Consider the following 21,932-nt stretch of genomic DNA (forward strand, 5'->3'; position numbering starts at 1 on the left):
CACCGTCACCGTCAGAGCTTCCGAGTGGCTCGCCTGCGTGCCGTTCACCGTGGCGGTCGCCGTCACCGTCAGCCCCAGGCTGCCGCTGAAGTCCGCCGGCGGCGTCAAGGTCAGCCCGGAGAGCTGGGCGCCGGTCAGCGTCCAAGTCCCGTCCCCGTTGTCCGTGCCGGCCGAGAGCAGGGCGCCGGCGGGCACGCCGCTGATCACCACGCTCAGGCTCTCGCCCGCCGCCGGGCTCGCCAGACCAGCGCCGATGCTCAGGGCGATCGGGTGATCTTCCAACCCGGACGCCGCCGCCACCGTCAGGCTGGGCGCATCCGCTTGCGCCGCCACGGTGCCAGTCGAGCCCGTTCCACTGCCGGTGCCAGTCGAACCCGAACCACTGCCGGTACCGGTCGAGCCCGAACCACTGCCGGTACCGGTCGAGCCCGTGCCGCTGTCAGTGCCGGTCGAGCCCGAACCGCTCCCGGTGCCGGTCGAACCCGTGCCACTGCCGGTGCCGGTCGCACCCGTGCCGCTGTCAGTGCCGGTCGAGCCCGTGCCGCTCCCGGTGCCGGTCGAACCCGTGCCACTGCCGGTGCCGGTCGCACCCGTGCCGCTGTCAGTGCCGGTCGAGCCCGTGCCACTGCCGGTGCCGGTCGAGCCCGTGCCGCTCCCGGTGCCAGTCGAACCCGAACCGTTGTCAGTGCCGGTCGAGCCCGTGCCGCTGTCAGTGCCGGTCGAACCCGAACCACTGCCGGTGCCGGTCGAGCCCGTGCCGCTCCCGGTGCCAGTCGAACCCGTGCCACTGCCGGTGCCGGTCGAACCCGTGCCGCTGTCAGTGCCGGTCGAGCCCGTGCCGCTCCCGGTGCCGGTCGAACCCGTGCCACTGCCGGTGCCGGTCGAGCCCGTGCCACTGCCGGTGCCGGTCGAACCCGAACCACTGCCGGTGCCGGTCGAACCCGAACCACTGCCGGTGCCGGTCGAGCCCGTGCCGCTCCCGGTGCCGGTCGCACCCGTGCCGCTGTCAGTGCCAGTCGAACCCGTGCCGCTGTCAGTGCCGGTCGAGCCCGAACCGTTGTCAGTGCCGGTCGAGCCCGAACCGCTCCCGGTGCCAGTCGAACCCGAACCGTTGTCAGTGCCGGTCGAGCCCGTGCCGCTGCCGGTGCCGGTCGAACCCGAACCACTGCCGGTGCCGGTCGAACCCGTGCCACTGCCGGTGCCGGTCGCACCCGTGCCGCTCCCGGTGCCGGTCGAACCCGTGCCGCTGTCAGTGCCGGTCGAACCCGAACCACTGCCGGTGCCGGTCGAGCCCGTGCCGCTGTCAGTGCCGGTCGAGCCCGAACCACTGCCGGTACCGGTCGAGCCCGTGCCGCTGTCAGTGCCGGTCGAGCCCGTTCCACTGCCGGTGCCAGTCGAACCCGAACCACTGCCGGTACCGGTCGAGCCCGAACCACTGCCGGTGCCGGTCGAGCCCGTGCCGCTGTCAGTGCCGGTCGAACCCGAACCGTTGTCAGTGCCAGTCGAGCCCGAACCGTTGCCCGCGCCGCCTTCGCCGCCGGCCGTTTCGGAGCTCCCCTCAGGGGTGGTCGAGCCCGTGCCGTTCCCACCGGCGGTCGGAACCGCAAGGCTTTCCGTGCCGGTCGAGCCCGTGCCGCTCCCCGTGCCGCCTTCGCTGGTGGTCGGGCCCGCCTCGGACACCACGTCGCGTTCGACGGCGCCCGGAGCGGCGGCGAAGCCGACCGGGCCGCTGCCCGACACCGTACCCCCCGAACCGTCCGGCGCCGCCGAGGTCCCGTCCATTCCCCCCAGGGTCAGGAAGGTCGTCGATGAGTCGCCCGCAACCGGGCTGTTCTCCGGAACCGGGCCTGCCGGCAGCACGACCACCGCGTTCGAGGGCGACAGGTCCGACGGCGCGACGCCGCTCCCGCCGCCGATTGCCGCCGGTGCCGCCGCCTTCTCCACCACCGAGCCGGCGGCCGGGGTGGCGTCATCGTCGATGAAGACCTCGGTCCGGCTGCCGTTGTGCAGGTTGGTCAGGCTCTCGCCCCCGGCGCGCGGCTGGGCGGCCGGCGCCGTGTTCGGACGCTCCAGGGCGTCCAGGCGGCGGAAGCGCTGATCGTCGGCCTGGGCCTGGGCGGCTTCCCGCACCGCCGCCTGAGCCGCCGCCGCGGATGAAGAGGAGGCGTTGCCGGAAGCGGAAGAAGACGGGGCGGCTTTCGGATCGGTCTCGGCCATGGCGAAAATCCTGTGCGGGGGAAGCGGCGGGGAGGCCGTGGAGGGCGGTCGGGAGGACGGGGCGGCGGCGTGCGGCTCAGCGCTCGCGCAGGGCGCCGTCCAGGGTCGTGTAGATCGGCTTCAGCAGATATTGCAGGACGGTCTTCTCACCCGTCGCGATGTCGGCCTCGACCGTCATGCCGGGCAGCAGCAGGTGCTGGCGCAGGTTGTCGCCGACATGGTTGGCGGCCAGCGTCACCCGCCCCTGGTAGTAGGGCGTCTTGTCCTGGTCGAAGAAGGTCGTCGGCGACACCGACTTCAGCGTGCCCTCGACCCGGCCGAAGCGGGCGTAGTCGAAGGCGGCGACCTTCACCTTCACCGGCTGGCCAGGCGCCACGAAGCCGATGTCGCGGGTCGAGACGCGGACGTCGGCGACCAGCTCCTCGCCGAGCGGCACGATCTTGGCCACCAGCCCGCCGGGCACCACGACGCCGCCGGCGGTCTTCACCGGCAACTCCTGGACGATGCCGCGCACCGGGGCGGTGGAGACCAGACGGTCGACGCGGTCGCTCTGGGCGATCACCTGGTTGTCCAGCTCGGCCAGCTCGGCGGTGACCATGCCCAGCTTGTCGAGCGCCTCCTGGCGCAGCCGGCCGTCCAGCTCCTGGATGCGCGCCTCGGTCTCGGCGATGCTGTCGCTGGTGGTGGCGATGACGCCGTCCAGCCGGTGCAGCTCGCCCTGGGCGGCGGCCAGCTCGCGCTGCGCCTCGATCACCATCAGCTTGGAGTTGAAGCCCTTGCTGGTCAGGTCGTTGCGCATGTTGACCTTCCACTCCAGCAGCGGCACGTTGCCGGCGAGCTGGGCGCGCTGCCGCCCGGTCGAGGCGAGCTGCGAGCGCTGCTCGGCGATCTGGCCGCCCAGCACCCGGCGCTGGTTCTCGCGCGCCTCGATCTGGGCGGCGAGCACCCGGCCCTGGTCGGCGACCAGCGCGGCGAAACCGGCGAAGGGGGCGAAGTTGGCCGGGCGGTCGCCGGCGAAGGCGGCCAGACGCTCGGCCTGGATCGACAGGGCGGCGCGGCGGGCGAGCAGCTGGTCGTGGCCGGACTGGGTGGTCACGCTGTTGAAGCGGACCAGCGGCTGGCCGGCCTCGACCACCTGCCCCTCCTTGACCAGCAGCTCCTGGACGATGCCGCCCTCCAGATGCTGCACCGCCTGGACGGCGCTGGCCGGGACGATCTCGCCGAAGGCGACGGCAACCTCCTGGACCGGAGTCACCGCCATCCAGCCGGTGGCGCCGAGCACCAGGGCACCGACGATCAGCGCGGTGGCCTGCACCAGCGGGCGGACGCCCGGATCCGACACCAGCTCCTCGGTGGCGAAGTCGGTGGATGAGACGTGGATGCCGGCGGCGGTCAGGCGGCGGCTGGCGACGATGTGGCCCATCAGATCATCCCCTTCGGAATGCGGTCGCGAACCTTGTCCGCGGTGCCGAAATAGCGGGTGGTGCCGTTCTCGATGATGAGAACCTTGTCGGCCATGGCGAGATGGCCGCGGCGGTGGGTGACGAAGAACACCGTCGAGCGCCCGCGGAAGGCGTCGACCGTCGAGGTGAAGGCGAACTCGCCCTCGAAATCGACGTTGGCCGCCGGCTCGTCGAGCAGCACGATCGGCGCGTCGCGCAGATAGGTGCGGGCCAGCGACAGCCGCGCCAACAACCCGGCGGGCAACGGCACGTTGCGCGCGTCGAAGCGGGTGTTCAGCCCGTCGGGCAGATCCTCCACCGCCTCCAGCGCGCCGACCTGGTCGAGCGCCTTGCGCAACGCCGCCTCGTCGGCGCCGGGCGCGACCAGTCGCAGATTCTCCGCCAGCGAGCCGTCGAAGAATTGCGGCACCTGGGGGACGAAGGCGATGGAGCGGCGCAGCGCCATCGGGTCGAACTGGCGGATGTCGCGCCCGTCGATGCGGACCGAGCCGCCCTGCGGACCGTAAAGGCCGGCAACCAGCTTGAGCAATGTCGACTTGCCGCCGCCGTTGCGGCCGACCACGCCGATCACCTCGCCGGCGGCGACGTCGAAGCTGAGGTTGGCGAGCACCGGCTCGGCCTCGCGCCCGTAGCGGAAGGTGACGTGGCTGAAGGTGACCTGGCCGCGGATGTCGGGGCCGCGCTCGGTGCGCACCGCCTCGCTGCGCTCCGGCGGCGTCGCCATCAGGGTCTCGACCTGCCGCAGCGAGGCGCGCAGCTGGCCGAAACGGGTGCTGGCGAGGAAGGCGTTCTGCAAGGGGCCCAGCGTGCGCCACACCAGCATCATGGTGCCGATCAGCCCGCCGGTGGTCAGCGCGCCGGTCAGCACCAGCTCGATGCCAAAGCCCAACGTCGCCAGACCGGACAGGGTGGCCAGCGACTGGCTGAAGGTGGCCAGCGTGTTGCTGGCCTGGGCGTTGCGGAAGTTGGCCTCGGCCATCCGCGCGGCCAGCGCGTCGTAGCGGGCGGTCCAGATCGCCGCGGCGCCCATGGCGCGGATCGCCGCCATGCGCTCGACGATCTCCAGCAGAAGCTCCTGCCGGCGGGCGCCGGCGGTGGCCGCGGCGGCGACGCGCGAGCGGGTCAGGGCGTTGCCGATCAGCGCCGCCGCCAGATAGACCAGCACCGCCACGATCGGCACCAGCACCAGCCAGCCGGCGAGCAGCGCGATCACCACCAGGAAGAGGATGGCGAAGGGAAGGTCGAGGCAGGCCTGGGCCAGCGGGCCGGTCAGCAGGTCGCGCACCCGGTCGAGATCCTTGACGCGCGACACCTGGGCGGCGACGGCGACCCGCTCGGTCATCAGGCTCGGCAGGTGCAGCAGCCGGGCCAGCACCGCGTTGCCGACGACGTAGCCGAGCCGGGCGCCGGCGTGCGACATCACGCGGCTGCGCAGCCGGCGCATCAGCATCTCGACCGCCAGCGCACCGACGGCGCCGATGCCCAGCGCCACCAGCAGCTTGATCGAGCCGACGGCGATGACCTTGTCGTAGATGGTCATCACGAACAGCGGGCTGGCCAGCGCCAGCAGGTTGGCGCACAGCGTCAGGCCGAGCGCGGCGAGGACCAGCGGCAGCGCGGGGGCCAGCCGCTCGCGGATCCAGGCCCGGCGGTCGCCGGCCGGGGGTGCGTCGCGGTCGCCCGGAACGATCGTGACCAGCGTGCCCCGGCTGAGCGCGCCGCGCACCGGCACCACCGGCCCGTCGGACCGCAGCAGGGCCGGAACGCCGTCGGCGATCTCGACGATGCCGGGAACGCCGCCCGGAACATTGGCATCCGGAACGTAGAGCAGGGCGCCGTCGCGGGTGTGGGCGGTGTCGACGGCGGCGCGCAGGGCGGCGGCGGAGAAACCCCGGCCGTGGCGCGCCTCGCTGGCGAAGCCCAGCCGGGCGGCGACGTCGCGCAGGTCGGTCAGCGGCACCGGCCCGGGCGCCCAGGGCAGCGCCTCGGCGAACTCACGGCGGCCGCCGGGCCAGCCCAGGCGCTGAAGCAGCAGGATGAGGGTCGCGGTCAGGTCGGGGGCGCTGTCGGCGTCCACCGGCACGGGCGAGCGGCGCAGGAAGGACAGGCCGGGGAGCAGCGCCTCGCGCTCGCCGCCAGAGTCGAGAAGCTGGGTCATGCGGCGAGCTCCGGCGTGCGGTCGAGCTGTCCGTCGGACAGGCGGTAGATGCGGGTGGCGCGCTTCAGCATCAGCGGACGGTGGCTGATGAACAGCATCGCGCAGTCGGATTGCATCGAGTCGAGCAGGGAGAGCAGCACCTTGTCGCCCTGGTCGTCGGCGGACGCGTTGGCGTCGTCGAACAGGATGACTCGCGGCTTCTGCACCAGCGCGCGGGCGATGGCGATGCGCTGGGCGAGGCCGCGCGGCAGCGGGTCGGTGGCGCCGTCGCCGACCATGGTGGCGAAGCCGTGCGGCATGGCGTGGATGGTGTCGACGATGCCGACCCGCTCGGCGGCGACCATGGCGGCCGGCAGCTTCTCGGGCTGGAACATGGTGATGTTGTCGATCACCGTGCCGCGGAACAGCGTCTCGCGGTGCGACAGCAGGGCGATGACGCCGCGCAGGGTCGCCGGGTCGTAGACGTCGAGCGGCAGCCCGTCGAGCAGCACCCGCCCGCCGGTCGGCTGGTAGAGCCCGGCGATCAGCGACAGCAGGGTCGACTTGCCGCCGCCGGTCGGCCCGACCAGCGCGACGATCTCGCCCTGGCGGACCTCCAGGTCGACGGCGCGCAGCACCGTCCGCCCGGCGGAGAAGCCGAAGCTGACGGAGTCGAGCGTCAGGCGGGGGGTGGCGGTGCTGGCGTCGAGGATGCCGGTGGCCGGCGCCGCGGCCGGCAGGTCGAAGAGGTCGTTCAGCTTGGCGGTCGCCACCTCCATCGACTGGCGGCGCAGCCACAGCGCCATCAGCCCCTGGGCCGGCGCCAGCGTCCGCCCGACCAGCAGCGTGCAGGCCGACAGGCCGCCGATGCTGAGCGTGCCGCCCAGGACCAGCAGACTGCCGAAGGCGACGGTGCCCAGGCTGCTGAGCTGCGCGATGAACTGGCCGCTCTCGCTGAGGTGCTGGCCGCCAAGCTCGGCGTTGGTGGTGGCGGCGAGGCGCTTGGCCTGGATCGCCTCGTAGCGGCGCAGCAGCGGCACCTCCAGCGCCATCGCCTTGACCGACTGGATGCCGGAGAACAGGCCGATGATGAAGCTGGAGCGCTGGTCCTCGGTGCGGGCGACGGCCGCCTGGACCGCCTGCGCGTCGCGCCCGGAGATGAGCGCCACCACCCCCATCAGCGCCATGCCGGCGAGCGGGACGGCGACCAGGGCACCGCCGAAATAGGCGATCAGCGCCAGCGAGACGGCGGCGAAGGGGACGTCGTAGATGGCCAGCAGGGTCTGGCCGGAAGCGTGGTCGCGCAGGGTGGCGATCGCCCCCATGCGCTCCAGATGGGTGCCGGCCGGCAGCGTCTCGAAGGTCTTCAGATCGGTGGCGAACAGGTGCGACACCGCCCGGCGGTTCATCGTCCGCTCGAAGCGGGTGGCGAGGCGGCCGAGGATGTGCGAGCGCGCAACCCGCAGGATGAATTCCGCCAGCAAAGCCAGCGTCACCCCGGCCACCATCACCACGGCGGTGTTCTGCGAATGGTTGGGAATGATGCGGTCGTAGACCTGGAGCACCGCCACCGGCATCGCCAGCGCGGCTATGTTGACGACGGCCGAGATGGCGACCACCTGCGCGTGGAGCGCGGCGGTCTGCCGGCGTTGGCCTGCAAGGGGATCCTCAGCGGTCTTCGGCATGGCGGGTCCTGCATCAGGCGGGCTGGAAGGGGGCTCGCGCTAGGCAAGCCGGCGGCGTCGACGCCCGGCGGTGGCCGGGCGCGGCGAGAAAGGCACGGGGAAGCGATGGTCCTCGCCCGGCCCGCCGGTTCCGGTCCGGCGGCGCGGGCACTCCTGTTCAAGGTTGCAGAACAGGCGTCACTTCTTCTTCGTATTTCATACCCCGTTCGCGCCGAACAATCCTGCCGCGCAGCGGATAGTAACCCTCGGGAAAACGGATAGGTCGGGGGGATATACCCACCCCGTTCGGCCAGGAGATGCGGGAAAATCCGGGTTGCGCGGGGTTCAGCCCCGGTGCAGTTCCTTGCGGATCACCTTGCGCAGCTCGTGCAGCGACACCGGCTTGCCGAGCAGCGTGGCGCCCGCCTCGCGGGCTGCGGCGCGCATGGCGGGCGAGGAATCGGCGCCGACGATCACCGCCGGAACCCCCTCCCCGCAGGCGGCGCGGACGACGCGGATCGCCGCATCGCCGCTCTCGCTGTCGTGCAACCGCTGGTCGGCGACGATCAGGTCGGGGCAGCGCCCGGCCAGCAGCCGGACCGCCTCGCGGCCCGATGCCGCCTCGACCACCTCGAACCCCCATTCGGACAGCACGGAGGTCATCGCGGTGCGGACATAGAGCTTGTCCTCGATCACCAGCAGCAGGCCGGGCTGCCGCAGCGGCGGCAGGATCTCGGTTCCCTCGCCGCCCACGGCCCCGGATAGGTCCGGGCGCGGCGCGGCCAGCGGCAGGCCGATGGAGACGCGCGTGCCCCGGCCGACCGTCGAGGCCACCTCCAGCCGGTGCCCGAGCGCCGCCGCCAGCCGCCGCACGATGGCGAGCCCGAGCCCGGAGCCCTGCGGACGGTCGCGGTCGGACGGAAGCTGGTCGGGGATGTCGAGCCGGACGAAGGCTTCGAAGATAGCCTCGATCTGTTCCGGCGGAATGCCGCGCCCGCTGTCGACGACGTCGAGCCGGACATGGGCGCCATGCCGGCGGCAACCGATCAGCAGGCCGCCGCGCTCGGTGAAGGCCAGCGCGTTCTCCACCAGATGGCGCAGGAGGCGGGCGAGCAGCACCGGGTCGGTGCGCACCGTGACACCGCAGGCAACGGCGCGCAACCGCAGGCCGCGAGCGGCCGCCGGTTCCGCGAACTCCCGCCGCAGCTCGTCGATCAGCGGCGCCAGGGCGACATGCTCCGGGTCGGTGCGGACGAAGCCGGCGTCGATCCTGGAGATGTCGAGCAGACCGTTCAGCGTGCGGTTCAGCGTGTCGGCGGAGTCCAGCAGCGAATCGACGATGTGGGCGTCCGGATGCCCGCGCAGCTTGGTCTTCAGCAGCTCGGCGAACAGCACCAGCGACTGGGCCGGCTGGCGCAGGTCATGGCTGGCGGCGGCCAGGAAGGCGGTCTTGGCGCGGTTGGCCTGCTCGGCCTCCTGCTGGGCGGCCTGGGCCTCGCCCCACGCCTCCCGCAACTGGTGCTCCACCATGCCTTGCCGCGCACCGCCCTTCACGACGCCCGGATCCGGCACGGCGCCCGGCGCGGCATCGGCCAGGACGGGGGCCGCCACCTCCGGCCGGCGCCATGCGAACAGCGCCGCCCACCCCAGCGAGACGGCGAGCGCCATCAGGCCGAAGCCGAGCAGACGCCACCGCGTGGCGCCGGGCCGCCCGTCGATCACCTCCGGCGGCGCCAGGCAATGCACCGTCCAGCCGGCCAGCCGCGACCGGCGTGCGACCGCCCGCATCGCCACCCCGTCGAGCGACTGGACCGTCACGCCCGCCCCGGCCGCCGGGGGAGCGATGACGGTGGTCCGGCCGCCTCCCGCCTCGCCCCCCGGCGAGCGGGCGACGATGGTGCCGTCGCCATCGGCCACCAGGGCGACCCAGCCGGCCGGGATGACCCCGGCCAGCGCCAGGGCGCCCAGCCGCTGCTCGATGGTCTCGGCCGGGATGGTCATCGACAGGGCGCCCTGGAACACCCGGTGGCGCAGCGGCACCGCCACCGCCAGCAGCGGCCGGCGCTGGGCGCTGCCGACGAACAGGTCGGAAAAGACCGGCCCCTCCGACCGGCGCACCGCCTCCAGCAGCGCCAGCCCGCGGCTGCCCGGCGGCGGCGCCCCCATCGGGGCCGCCGTGTTCATCAGCGGCCGGCCGGCCGCGTCCGACAGGATCACCGCCGACCAGAGGGGACGACTTTGCAGCATGACCAGCGCCTCGCGCCGCAGATCCTGAAGCTGCCCGCGGGCCAGCCCTTCCGAGGCGGCCAGCGTCTCCAGCAGGGTCAGCGCGCTTTCCAGCTCATGGTCGAGGTCGAGGGCGAGCGCGCCGGCCACCGCCTCCATGCGCAGGACGGCGGCCTGTCTCTGTTCGGCGAGCAGCCAAGACGCGACGGCCCAGGCGAAGGCGATCAGCGGGGCGACGACGCCCGCGACGAGCAACATAAGCCTGGACCGCACTCTCACGCCGACGCCTCCCCAAAGTCGTTCGCGTTAAAAACACCCACCTGTTTCTTGCCTTGGGACGCTCTCCGCGCACGGCGACGCGCGATGGTCATTCCCCAATTCTCAATTGCGCAACGTCACCTTGGCAATTCCCGCGTTCGTCTATGACCTTGCGCCGCCATGCCGGGAAGGCCCGCGCGCCGGCCGTCGCTCCGCGTCGCCATGGCCTATTCCGTCGCACGGGGAATTTCTCTAAGAAGGGATGAAGCCTCGTCCAAGCCGGATGCCGCGCCCATGCCGATGAACGTCCTGGAAGTCGCCATCTACGCGATGGTGCTCACCGCCCAACAACCGCGCCCCTTCGAATGTGTCGCGGTGCAGCCGGAGGGCGTGAACTGCACCAACGGCCTCGCCGCCCAGGCCGACGGGCCGCATCTGCTGTTCAACACCGGCGTCCAGGTGCAGAAGGACCGCCAGGGCCGCGTCACCCTCAGCAACGGACTGAAGACCCGGTTCGATTCGACCGCCTGGGTCGCCTTCGGCGAAAGCCCGGACAAGACGCTGATCAGCGTCCGCAAGACCGGCCCGATGCGCTTCAAATTCTCCAACGGCCTGCAATGCGAGGCGATCGGCGCCGACATGGCGCGCTGCTACCGGCCCTGAACGGGGCGCCATGGGGCGGGCGGCGCCTTGCCCCCTCCAGCGCTTCCTCCCGGCCACAGGCCACGCCGAAATTTGCCGCAGCGCGGGACGGCCGGCGGCCTTGCTCCCGCCACATCCGGGCGATACCGTGCAGCCCACGCCTCAGCCGGCACACGGAACCATGCACGACATTGCCATTCAAGTCCTTGGAGTCGCCGGGCTTCTCGCCCTGGTGAGCTTTCTCCCGCCGCTCGCGGCGCGCTTCCAGCTTCCCTTCACGGTGCTGCTGGCGGCGGTCGGGGTGGCGCTCGGCGCCGCGATCCAGACCTTCGCCGGCAGCGCCGGCACCGGGCCGTTCCACGACTTCCTGAACTCGCTGGCCGAGCTGGACGTCTCGTCCGAGCTGCTGCTGCACATCTTCCTGCCCATCCTGCTGTTCGAGACGGCGCTGACGGTCGACGTGCGCCGGCTGTTCGACGACATCGGGCCGATCCTGCTGATGGCGGTGGTGGCGGTCTTCGTCTGCACCTTCGCGGTCGGCTACGCGGTCAGCCTGTTCACCACCCTCAGCCTGGTCTCCTGCCTGCTGCTCGGCGCCATCGTCGCCACCACGGATCCGGCGGCGGTCATCGGCGTCTTCCGCGACCTCGGCGCCCCGCGCCGGCTGACCACGCTGGTCGAGGGCGAGAGCCTGCTGAACGACGCCGCCGCCATCGCGCTGTTCACGCTGCTGCTCGGCATGCTGACCCGCAAGGCCGACGGCGGCGCGCTCGCCGCGACTCTGGAGTTCCTGCGCGACTTCACCGGCGGCGTCGTCACCGGCTATCTCTGCGGCCGCGTCGTCTGCGCGCTGGTGGAGCCGATGCGCGACCAGCCGATGGCCGAGATCACCATGACGGTGGCGCTCGCCTACCTGTCCTACGTGCTGGCCGAGCATTACGTCGGCGCCTCGGGTGTCGTCGCCGTCGTCACCTCGGCGCTGGTCATCGCCTCGGTCGGGCGCACCCGCATCTCGCACGCCACCTGGGGGGCGATGGAGCATGTCTGGCGCCAGCTCGGCTTCTGGGCCAACTCGCTGATCTTCCTGCTGACGGCGCTCTTGGTGCCCCGGCTTCTGAGCCAGGCCGGCTGGGCCGAGGTCGGGCTGGTGCTGGTCGTCACCGTCGCCGCCTTCGCCGCCCGCGCGCTGGTGCTGTTCGGGCTGCTGCCGATCCTGTCCTGGGCCGGGCTGTCGCACAAGGTCAGCCACTCCTACAAGGCGGTGATGCTGTGGGGCGGCCTGCGCGGCGCCGTCTCGCTGACGCTGGCGCTGGCGGTGACCGAGAACATCCGGGTGCCCGAGCGGGTGCAGGGCTTCGTCGCGGTGATGGTCACCGGCTTCGTCTTCGTCACCCTGTTCATCAACGGCGCGACGCTGCGCTCGCTGATCCACCTGCTGGGGCTCGACAAGCTGACGCCGGTCGAGCGCGCCATGCGCAACCGGGCGCTGGCCCTGTCGATGGACAGCCTGCGCGACCGCGTCGCCGGCGTCGCCCGCACCTACGAGGTCGACGCCCCCGTCACCGACGTGATGCTGGCCCGCTACGAGGCGCGGCTCCAGGCGATGGACCGCGAGCGCCGGGAAGAGGCGCCGCTGACCGACGAGGAGCGCGTGACCATCGGCCTCGTCATCCTCGTCAACCGCGAGGAGGAGTTCTACTATCAGCATTTCTCCGAGGGCGTGGTGTCGCGCGCCGTCGTCGAGATGCTGGCCGGGCGCACCGGCCGCCTGCTCGACGCGGTGAAGACCCAGGGACGCTCCGGCTACCGCGCCTTCGAGGAGCCCTTCATCGCCTTCTCCTTCTGGATGCGGGGAGCCAGCCTGTTGCAGCGCCGGCTCGGCATCCACCGGCCGCTGGCGCGGCGTCTGTCGATGCGCTTCGAGATCCTGGTCGCCGTCCGCACCGTGCTGCGCGAGCTGCTGGTCTTCACCCGCGGCAAGCTGTCCCGCATGCTGGGCGAGGACGTCGCCTTCGAGCTGGAGGGGCTGCTGATCGGCCGGCTCGGCCTCGTCGAGCAGGCGCTGTCGGCGATGAAGCTGCAATACCCCGACTACGCGATGGTGCTGCAAAGCCGCTACGTCGGCCGCGCCGCCCTGCGGCTGGAGCAGGCCGACTACCGCACCCTGCACGCCGAATCGCTGATCAGCCAGGAGGTTCTGACCGACCTGGAGCGCGACCTGGACGAGCGCCGCCGGGTGCTGGAGCGGCTGCCGCAGCTCGACGTCCGCTTCGACGTGGCCGAGCTGGTGCGCCGGGTGCCGCTGTTCGCCGGGCTGCCGGCGGAGCGGGTGGCGGTGATCGCCACGCTGCTGCGCGCCCGCCTCGCCCTGCCCGGCGAGACCATCGTCCGGCGCGGCGACCGGGGCGACGCCATGTTCTTCATCGCGTCCGGCGCCGTCGAGGTTCTCGTCCCCAACCTCGCCGAGCCGGTCAAGCTCGGCACCGGCGACTTCTTCGGCGAGATGGCGCTGCTGACCCGCCAGCGGCGCAATGCAGACGTGCGTTCGCTGGGCTATTGCCAGCTCCTGGTTCTGGATGAGAAGGACTTCCGCCGGCTGGTGCAGAAGGATGCGGATCTCCGCACCCACATCCAGGCGGTCGCCGAGACGCGCCGCCAGCCGGCCCAGCCCGTCCCGGCGCCGGGCTGACCCCCGGACGGACGTGACGGGAGACGGCGTTCCATGACCGAGAAGACCGCGGCCGAGAAGACTGCGGGCACCGGCCCCGACTGGCTGGGCCTGATGCCCGCCGTCTTCGTGCTGCTGTGGAGCACCGGCTTCATCGGCGCCAAATACGGGCTGCCCTATGTCGAGCCGCTGACCTTCCTGCTGGTCCGGCTCGCGCTGGTCGCCACGGTGCTGGCGCTGGTGGCGCTGGCGACCCGCGCGCCCTGGCCGAAAAGCTGGGCGGCGGCCGGGCGGATCGCGCTGGCCGGGCTGCTGGTGCACGGGGTCTATCTCAGCGGCGTCTTCCTCGCCATCGCCCACGGGCTGCCGGCCGGGGTGACGGCGCTGGTCGTCGGCCTGCAACCGCTGCTGATCGCGTCGCTCTCCGGCCCGCTGCTCGGCGAGCGGGTCAGCGGGCGGCAGTGGGCCGGCCTGCTGCTCGGTCTGGCCGGCGTCGCGCTGGTGGTGCGCGAGAAGTTCGCCATCGACGCCGACCATCTGGTCGGGCTCGGCTTCGCGCTGGCGGCCCTGCTCGGCATCACCGCCGGCACGCTCTACCAGAAGCGCCATGGGGCGGCGATGGATCTGCGCAGCGGCACCGCCATCCAATACGCGGCGACCGCGCTGGTGCTGGCGGTGGCCGCCCCGCTGACCGAAACGATGCGCATCGAGTGGACCGGCGAGTTCATCTTCGCCCTGCTGTGGCTCAGCTTCGTGCTGTCGGTCGGGGCCATCTTCCTGCTGTTCGCGCTGATCCGCCGGGGCGCGGCGGCGCGGGTGTCGAGCCTCTTCTACCTGACCCCGCCGGTGACGGCGCTGGTCGCCTGGGCGATGTTCGACGAGCGGCTGAGCGCGGTGGCGCTCACCGGCATGGCGGTGGCGGTGGCCGGCGTCGCGCTGGTGAACCGGGGGTGAGGGCCTGGAATCGGCCGGACCGATCCGGAACCGGAACGACCCCTGGGACGGCTTCCGATCCGCCCCGCGTTGCCAGAGGCTGGCGCAGGCACTATGATTCCCGTATCGTGCCATCGGTGGTGATGGGAGGGCTTCCGCCCGACCGCCCCCGCGACGACCGGAAATGACCCGTATGGACCCTCTCGACCTTTCGCTGGACGACCACCGCACGCTTCAGGCCATCGGCATCCTGGCCGACGTGCTGGACGGCGTCGACGGGCCGGGCGGGCTCGACACGGTGCTGGTGTCCAAGGCGCTGCGGCAGGTGATCGCCACGAAGTCCAAGCCGGCCTTCGAATTCGCGTCGCGCGCCTTCAACACGTTGGATCCCGAGGTCCGGCGCAAGGTCAAGGCCGACGCCGACACCGCCGCCCAGGGCGCGGTCGACCTGCGCTCGCGCGTCGGCGGCTTCCTGGCCACCCCGACGAAGAAGCCGGTGCCGCAGGGGCCGGTGGTCGGCCAGCAGCCGAACTTCATCACCGCGCTCAACCTCCGCTCGCGCCGCCGGCCGACGCCGCCGTCCTCGTAAGGCGGGGCTCACGCCGGATCCGGCTGCAACGCCTCCAGCAGCGTGCAGTCCCAGTAGGGGCGCGGGCCGAAGCGCTCGATCAGGAAATCCACGAACACCCGCACCTTGGGCGACAGGTGGCGGTTCTGCGGGTAGACCGCGTTGACGCTGGCCTCCGACGGCACATGCTCGCCGAGGATGCTGAGCAGCGCACCGGACGCCAGCGCCTCGCCGCACAGGAAGGTCGGCGACAGCACGATCCCGGCCCCGGCCACGGCGGCGTCGCGCAGCAGGTCGCCGTTGTTGCCCCGCAGCGGCCCCGACACCCGAACCCCGCGCAGTTCGCCGTCCACCAGGAAATGCCAGACGTCGGGCGTCGGCACGTTGGTGTAGATCAGGCAGCGGTGGCCGGCGAGGTCCTCCGGCGTCTTCGGCGTGCCGTGCTTCAGCAGATAGTCCGGGCTGGCGCACAGCGCCACCCGCGCCGGGGCCAGCTTGCGGGCGATCAGCGAGCTGTCGCGCAGCCGGCCGATGCGGATCGCCAGATCGTAGCCCTCGTCCACCAGATCGACGTAGCGGTCGTTCAGGTCCATCTCGATCTCGATGGCCGGATGGCGTTCGAGGAATTCGGCGACGGCGGCGGCCAGATGCATCACCCCGAAGCTGACCGGCGCGTTCACCCGCAGCCGGCCGCGCGGGGCGGCGTGCAGGTCGGCGACCGCCTGCTCGGCCTCCTCCAGGTCGGCGAGGATGCGGATGCAGCGCTCGTAATAGGCCTGCCCGACCTCGGTCAAGCTCAGCTTGCGGGTGGTGCGGTTGAGCAGCCGGGCGCCCAGCCGGTTCTCCAGCTCGCCGATGCGGCGGGAGACCACGGATTTGGACAGGTTCAGCCGGTCCGCGGCGGCGGTGAAGCTCCGGGTGTCCACCACCTTGATGAAGGCGAGCATGTCGTCGAGGCGATCCATCGCATTGTTGTACATCAGGAAACAATGAGATGCCAAGAAGCGGTATTACCATGATCCGCTTCCCGCACTATCTCTGCCGTACCGCGTCCGGCGAGCCCGGCCGGCTCAACCACAGGCACCAACAGGGGAGTGGCGACGATGGCGAAGGTTCTGGTCCTCTATTACAGCAGCTGGGGTCACGTCTCGGCGATGGCCGAGGCCGTCGCGGAGGGCGCCCGCTCGGTCGCCGGCACCGAGGTGGCGGTCAAGCGCGTGCCCGAGCTGGTGCCCGAGGAGATCCGCCAGAAGGCCCATTACAAGGACGAGAGCCACGTCCCCGTCGCCACCGTCGAGGAGCTGGCCCAGTACGACGCGATCATCATCGGCACGCCGACCCGCTACGGCAACATGACCTCGCAGATGAAGAACTTCCTCGACCAGACCGGCGGGCTGTGGGCCAAGGGGGCGCTGGTCGGCAAGGTCGGCAGCGTCTTCACCTCCACCGGCACCCAGCATGGCGGGCAGGAGAGCACGATCCTCAGCACCCACATCGTCCTGCTGCATCTGGGTCTGGTGATCGTCGGCCTGCCCTACTCCTTCCAGGGGCAGATGGGGGTCGGCGAGGTGATGGGCAACTCGCCCTACGGCGCCAGCACCATCGCCGGCGGCGACGGCTCGCGCCAGCCGAGCGCGGTCGAGCTGGAGGGCGCCCGCTTCCAGGGCCGCCACGTCGCCGAGATCACCGCCAAGCTGCACGGCTGACGCCGTTCCGGCACGCACGCCTCAGGAAACGCGCCTCAGGGGAGAACAGGACCATGGGCCTTCTGATCGACGGCCGCTGGCACGACCGGTGGTACGACACCAAGAGCACCGGCGGCGCCTTCGTCCGCAGCGAGGCCCAGTTCCGCGACCGGGTGTCGGCGGACGGCTCCACCGGCTTTCCGGCGGAGGCCGGCCGCTACCACCTGTTCGTGTCGCTGGCCTGCCCCTGGGCGCACCGCACCCTGATCTTCCGCGCCCTGAAGGGGCTGGAGGACGTCATCGGCGTCACCGTGGTCGATCCGCTGATGCTGGCCGAGGGCTGGACCTTCTCCAGCCCCGACCCCATCACCGGATCGACCCGCCTGCACGAGATCTACACCAGGGCGGATCCCGGCTACAGCGGGCGCGTCACCGTCCCGGTGCTGTGGGACAAGGCGACCGGCCGGATCGTGAACAACGAGTCGGCGGAGATCATCCGCATGCTGAACCGCGCCTTCGACGCCTTCACCGACCGCCGCACCGACTACTGCCCGCCCGAGCTGCTCGACGAGATCGACCGCACCAACGCCTTCGTCTATGAGCGGGTGAACAACGGGGTCTACAAGGCCGGCTTCGCCACCGCCCAGGACAAGTACGAGGCCGCCTTCGACGCGCTGTTCGCGGCGCTGGACGAGCTGGACGAGCGCTTGGCGACGCAACGCTGGCTGGTCGGCAACCGGCTGACCGAGGCCGACTGGCGGCTGTTCACCACGCTGGTCCGCTTCGACGCCGTGTATGTCGGGCATTTCAAGTGCAACCTGCGGCGCATCGCCGACTACCCGCACCTGTCGGGCTACCTGCGCGACCTCTACCAGACGCCGGGAGTCGCCGGGACGGTGGATTTCGACCACATCAAGCGGCATTACTACGGCAGCCACGCCACCATCAACCCGACCGGCGTGGTTCCCAAGGGGCCGGCGCTGGACCTCGGCGCCCCGCACGGCCGTGGCCGGCTGGGTCCCGATCCCGCCTGACGGTCCGGCGTGACGTTTCGCCCTCCCGACGGTTGTCCCGCAAAAGGATGATCCATCATGGGAGTGCACCGCATGCGCAAGATCGCACCCTGCCTGGGGCTGGCCGTCGCCGGCCTGCTTGCCCTGTCGTCGCCCGCTCCCGCCCAGTCGCAGAACAACGGCTGGGGCGGGGCGCTCGATCAGTTGAACCGGGCGGTCAACCCGGACGCCTACCCGCAGGACCGCAACGCCCAGGATCGCGGCGCGACCCGCGACGACCGCCGCTACGAGGGGTCCTCCAACGACCGCAGCGCGAACGCCGGTCCCTACCGCCGCTACTCCGACCGCGACCTGCGCGACCAGTACGACCGGCTGGTCGACGAGCAGCGCCAGATGCAGCGCGACCGCCGGGCGATGGAGGAGGAGATGGAACGGCGCGGCCTGCGGCGCTGACCGGACGGAAGGAGCACCAGCGCCGGGATGGCCGGCGGCTGGTGCCGGGAAGCTTCGGGGACGGCCCTTGCGCCGTCCACGCTCCCCGCAGGGAGGGCGACGCGCAACGAAAAGCTCCTGCTTGGGCGCCCACTTGTTTCAATCCACGCCCCCGCACGGAGGGCGACTCCCATTCCTTATCCACTTGTCCAAGAACCCACAATCCCCGCTCTGACGCGAACCCCGCTCCGCCGGTTCCCGTCCATGCCGCCGGATGGCGTTCCGCAGGCTCAACCCATTGATGCCAAAAAGCTGCGAACCTGCCAGGGTTTTTCTGGCCGCTTGGGGTTCGCACACACCGGAAGCCGACGGGGTGGTGCCGCGCCGTTCCGGTTGACCGGCACTCCGTGGAACATCCTAGCCGAAACCCGCGGCAAAAACCAAACTTCCAGGTTGCCCGCAAAAACTCATACTCACTACAAGTGACGTGTTGCTCTTTTCCAACAATCGCTTTCTTCTCGCTCAAATACTGGTACCGACATGTGGGAGATCCCTCAATGTTCACCCACAGCTTGTTCCTTACGGTCATGTCCAAATATTGTCACGGGAATCCGCTTGATTAATAAAAAACTAACCAAAAGGCTTAGGACCCCGTTAAAGTCCATAAACCAACCTCCGGATGCAACGTCATTCTGCGGCATCCTGGAGGTTCATCATGGCAAGCGCAACCGACGGCCTGATCGAAGTTGTCTTCGCGGTCAACGCCTGGGGTTCGGTCGCGGGCGGGAAATGGCCGCATTTCGTCCTCAAGCTCGACGGCGCCGTCATCGGCGACGCGACCGTCGCGTCCGTCACGCAGTCCCGCTACGTCTTCACCGCCAAGGTCCCGGCCGACAAGGCGCACAGCCTGCAACTGATCTACGACAACGACGACACGGTGAACGGCGTCGACCGCAACCTGTTCGTCAAGTCCTTCGAGATCAACGGCAAGAGCATCCTCGCCATCGACCCCTCGGTCAAATACGACACCGGCGCCATCGACGGGCTGAACGTCATCGCCGGCCAGACCGAAATGTACTGGCCGGGCGCCCTCAACGTCGCCCTGCCGAAGGAGCTGTTCGCCGCGGCCCCCACCATCCCGGCCGAGCCGCCCCCCGCCACCATGACCAGCCAGATCACGGTCAAGGCCTGGGGGGTGAGCGCCGGCGGCGTGCCGCCGCACTTCAAGCTGCTGGTCGACGACGTGGTGATCGGCGACGCGCGGGTTTCCGCCACCTCGGCCACCGACTACACGTTCTCGGTCGATCTCGACCCGAACGAAGCCCACAAGATCCAGATCTGGTACGACAACGACGCCACCGTGAACGGCGTCGACCGCAACCTCTACGTCAAGTCGATCGACATCGACGGCCAGACCATCGCGGCGACCTCCGAGATGGCCTCCTACGACAAGGGCGCCGTCGACGGCAAGTACGTCGTCGCCGGACAGGAGGGGCTGTTCTGGGGCGGCGCCCTGACCTTCGGCGTGCCGGAGGAGTATTTCGGCGGCCCCTACGTTCCGCCGCCGCCGCCTCCCCCGCCGCCGGTGCTGACGCCGACCGAGATCGTCGTCAACGCCTACGGCACCTCGGCCGGCGGCGTCGCCCCGCACTTCAAGGTTCTGGTCGACGGGCAGGTGATCGGCGACGGCCGCGCCACCACCGGCAGCGTCACCCCCTTCACCTTCAAGACCGACCTCGACGCCACCAAGGGCCACACGGTCCAGGTCTGGTACGACAACGACAGCACGGTCAACGGCGTCGACCGCAACCTGTTCGTCAAGTCGGTCAGCATCAACGGCCACAGCGTCGCCGCCACCGACAGCATCGTCACCTACGACAAGGGTGCCGTGGACGGCAAGGACGTGGTCAAGGGCCAGGAAGGGCTCTATTGGGGCGGCGCGCTGAACATCAAGGCCGGCGCCGAGCTGTTCGCGCCGGCCCCGCCCGCCCCGCCGCCGGCCCCGACCAAGCCCGCCTTCTACGTCGCCACCAACGGCAAGGACACATGGTCGGGCAAGCTCTCGGCCCCCAACGCCGACGGCACCGACGGCCCCTTCGCCAGCCTGGAGAAGGCGCAGGCCGCCATGCGGGCCGACGCATCCATCGACACCACCTACATCCGCGGCGGCACCTACCACCTGACCAAGACGCTGGAGCTGACCTCGGCCGACAACGGCCACAGCTTCCAGAACTACCCCGGCGAGAAGCCGGTGCTGAGCGGCGGCGAAAAGGTCACCGGCTTCGTCAGCGAGGGCAACGGGATCTACAGCGCCAAGCTGTCGACCGCCTCCTCCCTCGACCTGACGGTCGGCGGGGTGCGCCAGCATCTGGCCGAGAAATACGCCTACGACAGCGCCGACGTCACCAGCGGCTGGAAGTTCGCCGACGCGGCGGCGGCCGGCCCCAGCGGCTCGCAGATCCGCTTCCACAGCGGCGAGGTGAGCGCGTCGGACATCCAGTCCGGCACGCTGATCCAGGTGATGGACGCCGAGCGGCTGGGCGACACGCTGACCAGCATTTCCAGCTTCAACGCCGCCACCCGCACGCTGGTGCTGAAGAACGGCGCTTCCCTCCCCTTCGCCGAGGGCACCACCTACAAGCTGCTGAACAACGCCGCCTACGTCGACCAGGCCGGCGAGTTCGCGTGGCGGCCCGGCGACGGCAAGCTGGTCTACAAGGCGGCGAGCGCCGATTTCGAGGCGTCCGGCGTCGAGGTCGCCCGGCTCGGCACGCTGATCCGGCTGAACGGGTCGAGCAACGTCACCATCGACGGGCTGTCCTTCGTCAACACCAAGACCGACGGCAACGCGCTGGAGCTGATCAAGGCGTCGGGCAACCACATCAGCGACAACAGCTTCCTGAACGTCGGCACGGCGATCAAGCTGACCTCGGCCTCGTCCAACAACAAGATCGCCGGCAACAGCCTGAACCATCTGGCCGACAGCGGCATCGAGCTGGAGGGGCGCAGCAACGGCAACCTGATCTACGCCAACAGCATCAGCAACATCGGCGAGGTGCGCAAGGCGGTGGCCGGCATCATCGGCACCGGGGTCGACAACAACGTCATCTCCAACAACGACATCGACCACAGCGCCCGCTACGGCATCTCGCTGAAGGATTACGGCGGCACCACCAACACCGCCAATTACAACAACATCATCCAGTACAACAAGATCTCCCACACCGGGCTGGAGACCGCCGACGGCGGCGCCATCGAGATTCTCGGCCGGTCGAGCACCGACAGCGGCCTGATCATCCAGGGCAACCGCATCGAGCACGCCGGCGGTCTGGCCACCAGCAACGCCGACCAATGGCTGCACGGCCAGAAGGGCTTCGGCATCTATCTGGACGACATGGCCGGCGGCGTCACCGTGCGCGGCAACTTCATCAAGGACGCCGACTGGGCCTCGGTGCAGATCCACGGAGGCGACAACAACGTGGTGACCAACAACTTCGCGGTCATCGCCAGCAACAAGGAGGACTTCATCCGCGTCGAATGGCAGCCGGTGCATGGTGCCGTCGGCATGCCCTACAACAACACCATCACCGGCAACATCGTGCATGGCACGCTGCCGCTCGACGACTACATCGAGCTGCTGACCGCCAACAACCCGGTGATCGACCGCAACCTCGTCCACAACGTGCCGACCTACGGCGACAACGACGTGATCGGTAAGGCGATGTTCAACAACCCCTATTACGGGGACTACTCGCTCCAGGCCTCCTCCCCGGCCTTCGCCATGGGGATCCACGACCTCGCCTGGAGCAAGATGGGCATCGTCGGCCTGGACGCGGCCGGGATGCTCGTCTTCTGGGACGGGGTGTGACGCTGACGGGGTAAGCCCCCCGTCCCTGTCCGCCGACGCCGGGCGGAGCGCTGTTTTCCCCAGGGACAGGTTCCCGCGTGGAAAGGAGCGCTCCGCCCATGCCGTTTCAGTCTTTCCCGATCCAACCTCCGCCGATTCCGCAATCCGGGTATCCCCGG

The 21,932-nt window shown here is 70.6% G+C and carries 14 protein-coding genes; 8 read left to right on the forward strand and 6 right to left on the reverse strand.

Annotated features, from left to right (window positions below):
• From J2847_RS32310 to J2847_RS32330, 5 genes are all read right to left on the reverse strand, one after another.
• The coding region (locus J2847_RS32310; protein ID WP_211114905.1) for a hypothetical protein at window positions 1–2,217 on the reverse strand (2,217 nt) is incomplete at its 3' end.
• Window positions 2,218–2,293: 76 nt separating this feature from the next.
• The gene (locus J2847_RS32315) at window positions 2,294–3,640 is read right to left on the reverse strand and encodes an HlyD family type I secretion periplasmic adaptor subunit (RefSeq protein WP_209782841.1); all 1,347 of its coding nucleotides are present in this window, start codon (window positions 3,638–3,640) and stop codon (window positions 2,294–2,296) included.
• Complete coding sequence (locus J2847_RS32320) at window positions 3,640–5,838, reverse strand: peptidase domain-containing ABC transporter (protein ID WP_209782842.1); 2,199 nt, start codon at window positions 5,836–5,838, stop codon at window positions 3,640–3,642. Before J2847_RS32320 ends, J2847_RS32315 begins: the two co-directional genes overlap by 1 nt.
• The gene (locus tag J2847_RS32325; protein WP_209782843.1) at window positions 5,835–7,502 is read right to left on the reverse strand and encodes a peptidase domain-containing ABC transporter; all 1,668 of its coding nucleotides are present in this window, start codon (window positions 7,500–7,502) and stop codon (window positions 5,835–5,837) included. The genes J2847_RS32320 and J2847_RS32325 overlap by 4 nt, the downstream gene beginning before the upstream one ends.
• Before the next feature lie 324 nt (window positions 7,503–7,826).
• A complete protein-coding gene (locus J2847_RS32330) occupies window positions 7,827–9,965 on the reverse strand; it encodes a hybrid sensor histidine kinase/response regulator (protein WP_209782844.1) in 2,139 nt (712 codons plus the stop codon).
• A 294-nt stretch (window positions 9,966–10,259) separates the two neighbouring features.
• Here J2847_RS32330 and J2847_RS32335 point away from each other — a divergent pair, with 294 nt between their 5' ends.
• The 4 genes from J2847_RS32335 (at window position 10,260) to J2847_RS32350 (ending at window position 14,797) form a co-directional block, all read left to right on the forward strand.
• Entirely contained in the window at window positions 10,260–10,628 is a 369-nt protein-coding gene (locus J2847_RS32335) for a hypothetical protein (protein ID WP_209782845.1), read from the forward strand.
• Window positions 10,629–10,788: 160 nt separating this feature from the next.
• Window positions 10,789–13,296, forward strand: a complete 2,508-nt coding sequence (locus tag J2847_RS32340) for a cation:proton antiporter (protein ID WP_209782846.1) — start codon at window positions 10,789–10,791, stop codon at window positions 13,294–13,296.
• A gap of 33 nt (window positions 13,297–13,329) precedes the next feature.
• Complete coding sequence (locus J2847_RS32345) at window positions 13,330–14,229, forward strand: DMT family transporter (RefSeq protein WP_209782847.1); 900 nt, start codon at window positions 13,330–13,332, stop codon at window positions 14,227–14,229.
• Between the two features lie 172 nt (window positions 14,230–14,401).
• Window positions 14,402–14,797, forward strand: coding sequence for a hypothetical protein (locus tag J2847_RS32350; RefSeq protein ID WP_085557830.1), 396 nt, complete (start codon window positions 14,402–14,404; stop codon window positions 14,795–14,797).
• Window positions 14,798–14,805: 8 nt separating this feature from the next.
• Here J2847_RS32350 and J2847_RS32355 read toward each other — a convergent pair whose 3' ends face one another.
• Window positions 14,806–15,741, reverse strand: coding sequence for a LysR family transcriptional regulator (locus tag J2847_RS32355; RefSeq protein ID WP_209782848.1), 936 nt, complete (start codon window positions 15,739–15,741; stop codon window positions 14,806–14,808).
• A 138-nt stretch (window positions 15,742–15,879) separates the two neighbouring features.
• Between J2847_RS32355 and wrbA the strand changes: the two genes are divergently transcribed.
• The 4 genes from wrbA to J2847_RS32375 all read left to right on the forward strand — a co-directional run bounded on the left by wrbA (window position 15,880) and on the right by J2847_RS32375 (window position 21,774).
• The gene (gene wrbA, locus J2847_RS32360; RefSeq protein ID WP_209782849.1) at window positions 15,880–16,482 is read left to right on the forward strand and encodes an NAD(P)H:quinone oxidoreductase; all 603 of its coding nucleotides are present in this window, start codon (window positions 15,880–15,882) and stop codon (window positions 16,480–16,482) included.
• A gap of 53 nt (window positions 16,483–16,535) precedes the next feature.
• Window positions 16,536–17,495, forward strand: coding sequence for a glutathione S-transferase family protein (locus J2847_RS32365; protein WP_209782850.1), 960 nt, complete (start codon window positions 16,536–16,538; stop codon window positions 17,493–17,495).
• 72 nt (window positions 17,496–17,567) lie between these two features.
• Window positions 17,568–17,927, forward strand: coding sequence for a hypothetical protein (locus J2847_RS32370; RefSeq protein WP_209782851.1), 360 nt, complete (start codon window positions 17,568–17,570; stop codon window positions 17,925–17,927).
• Between the two features lie 694 nt (window positions 17,928–18,621).
• Window positions 18,622–21,774, forward strand: a complete 3,153-nt coding sequence (locus J2847_RS32375) for a carbohydrate-binding domain-containing protein (protein WP_211114906.1) — start codon at window positions 18,622–18,624, stop codon at window positions 21,772–21,774.
• The last annotated feature ends 158 nt before the right edge of the window (window positions 21,775–21,932 follow it).

Origin of the sequence: Azospirillum agricola (assembly GCF_017876095.1) — a bacterium.
GTDB lineage: Bacteria > Pseudomonadota > Alphaproteobacteria > Azospirillales > Azospirillaceae > Azospirillum > Azospirillum agricola.